Origin of the sequence: Pontibacterium sp. (genome assembly GCF_041587635.1) — a bacterium.
Classification (GTDB): domain Bacteria; phylum Pseudomonadota; class Gammaproteobacteria; order Pseudomonadales; family Balneatricaceae; genus Pontibacterium.
The window spans coordinates 1-4,198 of record NZ_JBFGYC010000365.1; the positions used below are offsets into that span (position 1 = coordinate 1).

A 4,198-nucleotide genomic window follows, 5' to 3' on the forward strand; every position below is an offset into this window, starting at 1 on the left:
CAGTACATCGGCTTCGTCTTTAAACGGGATCAGCACAGCCACAGGACCAAAGATCTCCTCCTGTGCGATACGCATATCGTTGGTGACATCACGGAATACGGTTGGACGTACGAAGTGACCGTTTTGCATATCAGCAGCCAAATCGGTTGGTTTTTCACCACCGGCGATCAGGTTCGCGCCCTCTTCTACACCGATATTGATGTAGCCGGTCACTTTGTCCCAGTGTGGCTTAGAGATCAGAGAACCCACTTTGGTATCCATATCCATCGGATCGCCCACCGCAATCTTGTCTGCACGCGCAGCAAAATCCGCAGCAAATTTGTCGTAGATGCTTTCCTGAACAAAGATACGAGAACCGGCAGTGCAACGCTCGCCATTGATCGAGAAGATGCCAAACAACGCGGCATCCAGCGCACGCTCGTAATCACAGTCATCAAAGATCATCACCGGTGACTTGCCACCCAGCTCCATAGAGAACTTCTTCAGTCCGGCATTGGCGATAATGTGTTTGCCCGTAGAGGTGCCCCCCGTGAAGGAGATCACACTCACATCATCATTGCGGATCAGCGCATCACCGGTAGTCGCACCGTACCCATGTACGATGTTGAAAACACCGGCAGGGATACCCGCTTCCAGCGCCAGTTTGCCTAAGAAATCCGTGGTCAGTGGTGACAGTTCAGACTGTTTCATCACCGCGGTGTTACCCAGTGCCAGACACGGCGCCGTTTTCCAGGTGCCGGTCATGAACGGTACATTCCACGGCGAGATCAGCGCACACACGCCCACCGGCTGGTGCAGCGTGTAGTTCAGCATCTGATCATCCACCGGATAGGTGTGGCCGTTCATCTGCTTCGCCATCTCAGCGAAGAAGTAGAAGTTGTTGGCCGCACGTGGCACCAGTGCTTTCTGCGTCTGGTAGATCGGCAGACCGGTATCTTTGGTTTCCAGAATCGACAGCTCTTCAACGTTCTCTGCAATCAGGTCGCCCAGACGTTCGATGATTTTTGAGCGCTTCGCCACCGGCATGTTCGCCCACGCAGGGAATGCATCTTTAGCCGCAGCCACCGCAGCAGCCACCTGTTCAGGGGATGCATGTGCAACTTCTGCCAGCACTTCACCGGTTGCCGGGTTTACAGTTTCGAAGGTCTCTTTACTCTCGACCCACTGACCGTTGATGAGGTTCTTAATCATCTCTGCGCTCCAATTCTCTTTACCATTGTTCTGTTTATAGTTGGGCTCGGGACTCACCGTTGAGCTGTATCAGCTGATAACCGGCACTCATAAAGAGCTAAACACGAGCAACTAATTAATATGTTAATTAATTTAGTTATGATCTTAACCGTTGTCAATGCTTTGCAGCTGAGAAACAGACAGTTTCTTAAGATATTAATCAGTTGACAAAACAGGAACTGCGCATAGAATAGTTAACATATTAAATAATATTCAGCGCACGCGCTTACTGCATATATAGACATATATCCGCGCCCTGCCCTGAAACGTTCATGCTGCACGTACAACGCGATAAAGAGGAACTACTATGAGGCACAGCCGAATACTTAAAGCAGGTATAGCCTGTAATCAGACGGAAGATCACGGCACTGATCTGATTGCCAGCCAGGATCAACAATGGCTACCGGCTATCAACGGCACTGTGCTGGGTATCGCCCTCAACCACAGCGATCTGCGTGATCAGATGGATTCAGCGTTCAATGAAAAGCCGCATGTAAATCCACCGAAAACCCCTGTACTGCATATCAAAACCGACAACACACACATCGGCAATGGCGCGGCAATTCCAGCACCAGCGGATGGTGAAACGATCTATGCAGGCCCGTCTTTAGGTGTGGTCATCGGTCAGCAGGCCACCCGCGTATCGGCGGCTGATGCACTGGATTACGTGAAAGGTTACACCGTGGTTAACGAAGTGAGTCTGGCGGAAAACTCGTTCTACCGTCCGGCGGTAAAAGCGAAATGCCGCGACGGTTTTTGCCCAATCGGCCCTTGGGTTGTCGATGCAGCAGACGTGAAAGCGCCGGAATCTCTGCAGATTTCCACCTATATCAACGGCGAAATGCAGCACTGCACCACAACCGCCAAACTGCATTACGGTATCGCAGAGATCGTCGAATATGTGAGTAGCTTTATCACCCTACAGCCAGGTGACCTGCTGATTGCCGGTACCCCGCCGCGCACTGACAAGTTAGCGCTGAAAGCCGGTGACACTGTCGCTATCGAAATTGAACAGATTGGCCGCCTGGAAAACCCTGTTGTGGCTGAACAGGAGATCGCATCATGAAACGCGCACGTATTCTGCACAATGGCCAACCAACCGACGTCAGCGTCAACAACGACCATCAGGCCGTGCTGGCGGATGGCACCGCACTGAATGAAAACGACGTTCACTGGTTACCGCCTTGTGACGGCAAAATCTTCGTATTGGGCCTGAACTATGCCGATCATGCATCTGAGCTGGCATTCAGCGCGCCTGAAGAACCCTTAGTATTTCTGAAAGGCCCGAACACCTTGATCGGCCACAATCAGAAAACCTGCCGCCCAGATAATGTTGATTACATGCATTACGAAGCTGAACTGGTGGCGATCATCGGAAAAACAGCGAAAAACGTCAGCCGCGAAGATGCAATGGATTACATCGGTGGTTACACCGTAGGTAACGACTACGCGATCCGTGATTATCTGGAAAACTACTACCGCCCTAACCTGCGTGTAAAAAGCCGCGATACCTGCACACCGGTCGGCCCGTTCATCATCGATGCCAATGAAGTCGGTGACCCGTCTAACCTTGAGCTGAAGGCATACATCAACGGTGAGCTGAAACAGCACGGCAATACCAAGGATATGATCTTTGATATTCCTTATCTGGTGGAATACCTGAGTGCCATCATGACCCTGTCACCGGGCGACATGATCTTCACCGGCACCCCCGAAGGTCTGGCCGACGTAAAACCGGGTGATGAAGTGGTGATTGAGGTCGAAAAAGTGGGTCGCCTGACCAACCACATCATCAGCGAAGATGAATACGTCAGCAGCCTGAAGGCCTAAGGAGACAACCATGTTATCTCAAGAGATCATCAACGACTGCGCTAACCAGCTGCATCAGGCGGAGAAAACGCGTGAACAGGTGCGCCAGCTGTCGCTACAGCACCCGGAGATCACCATCGAAGACGCGTACGCGATTCAGCGTAAATGGGTTGAGAAGAAGCTGGCGGAAGGCCGCAGTGTGATCGGCCATAAGATCGGGCTGACCTCCCGCGCGATGCAGCAGTCATCCCAGATTGATGAGCCTGACTACGGTACGTTGCTAAACGATATGCTGTTTCAGGACGGTGGTGATATTCCAACCGATCAGTTTATCGTGCCACGCATTGAAGTGGAGCTGGCCTTCATTCTGGCTAAACCGCTTAAAGGCCCGAACTGCACGATATTCGACGTGTATAACGCCACCGATTACGTGGTGCCAGCACTAGAACTGATCGATGCCCGCAGTCAGTCGATTGATCCTGACTCTGGCCGCCCGCGTAAGGTATTCGACACCATCTCTGACAATGCCGCCAACGCGGGCATTATTCTCGGTGGCCGTCCAATCAAGCCAACCGAGCTGGATCTGCGCTGGGTCTCCGCAATGATGTACCGCAACGGTGTGATCGAAGAAACCGGTGTCGCTGCGGGTGTACTGAACCACCCTGCGAACGGCGTGGCATGGCTGGCAAACAAACTGGCACCTTACGATGTAACACTCGAACCGGGTCAGATCATTCTGGGTGGCTCCTTCACGCGTCCGGTACCGGCACGCAAGGGTGATACCTTCCATGTCGATTACGGCAAGCTGGGTTCTATCAGCGTTAATTTTTCTTAAGGAGGTCGGTCATGGCGGCACCCAAAAACCAGTTTAAAGAACAGATCAAAAACGGACCGGCCCAGATTGGTCTCTGGCTCGGCTTGGCCAACTCCTACACCGCAGAGCTGTTGGCGGGAGCCGGTTTCGACTGGTTATTGATCGATGCAGAACACGCCCCGAATGATCTGCAGACGATTCTTGGCCAGCTGCAAGCGATGGCGCCCTACGCAGTCGCACCCATCGTACGTCCTCCTTGGCCGGACCACGTGCGCATCAAGCAACTGCTGGATCTGGGTGTTCAGACGATTCTTGCACCGATGGTCGAAACCGGCGAACAGGCCG

General features: G+C 52.7%; 5 protein-coding genes. 4 read left to right on the forward strand and 1 reads right to left on the reverse strand.

What is annotated here, in order from left to right; translation table 11 throughout:
* Window positions 1–1,191: aldehyde dehydrogenase family protein (locus ABYW01_RS15540; protein ID WP_372834366.1), on the reverse strand; the 1,191-nt coding region annotated here is incomplete at its 3' end.
* A 346-nt stretch (window positions 1,192–1,537) separates the two neighbouring features.
* Between ABYW01_RS15540 and ABYW01_RS15545 the strand changes: the two genes are divergently transcribed.
* The 4 genes from ABYW01_RS15545 to ABYW01_RS15560 all read left to right on the forward strand — a co-directional run.
* Window positions 1,538–2,296: a fumarylacetoacetate hydrolase family protein gene (locus ABYW01_RS15545; RefSeq protein WP_372834368.1), complete on the forward strand. Its 759-nt coding sequence runs from the start codon at window positions 1,538–1,540 to the stop codon at window positions 2,294–2,296.
* Window positions 2,293–3,060: a fumarylacetoacetate hydrolase family protein gene (locus ABYW01_RS15550; protein WP_372834371.1), complete on the forward strand. Its 768-nt coding sequence runs from the start codon at window positions 2,293–2,295 to the stop codon at window positions 3,058–3,060. Before ABYW01_RS15545 ends, ABYW01_RS15550 begins: the two co-directional genes overlap by 4 nt.
* 10 nt (window positions 3,061–3,070) lie before the next feature.
* Window positions 3,071–3,874: a 2-oxo-hept-4-ene-1,7-dioate hydratase gene (hpaH, locus tag ABYW01_RS15555; RefSeq protein WP_372834374.1), complete on the forward strand. Its 804-nt coding sequence runs from the start codon at window positions 3,071–3,073 to the stop codon at window positions 3,872–3,874.
* Between the two features lie 11 nt (window positions 3,875–3,885).
* Window positions 3,886–4,198, forward strand: a 313-nt coding sequence (locus ABYW01_RS15560; protein ID WP_372834376.1) for an aldolase/citrate lyase family protein, incomplete at its 3' end; no start/stop codon positions are given.

Coding starts and splice junctions, on each gene's coding strand:
- ABYW01_RS15550 (WP_372834371.1), top strand. CDS start 2,293: ATGAAACGCGCACGTATTCTGCACAATGGCCAACCAACCGACGTCAGC.
- hpaH (WP_372834374.1), top strand. CDS start 3,071: ATGTTATCTCAAGAGATCATCAACGACTGCGCTAACCAGCTGCATCAG.
- ABYW01_RS15545 (WP_372834368.1), top strand. CDS start 1,538: ATGAGGCACAGCCGAATACTTAAAGCAGGTATAGCCTGTAATCAGACG.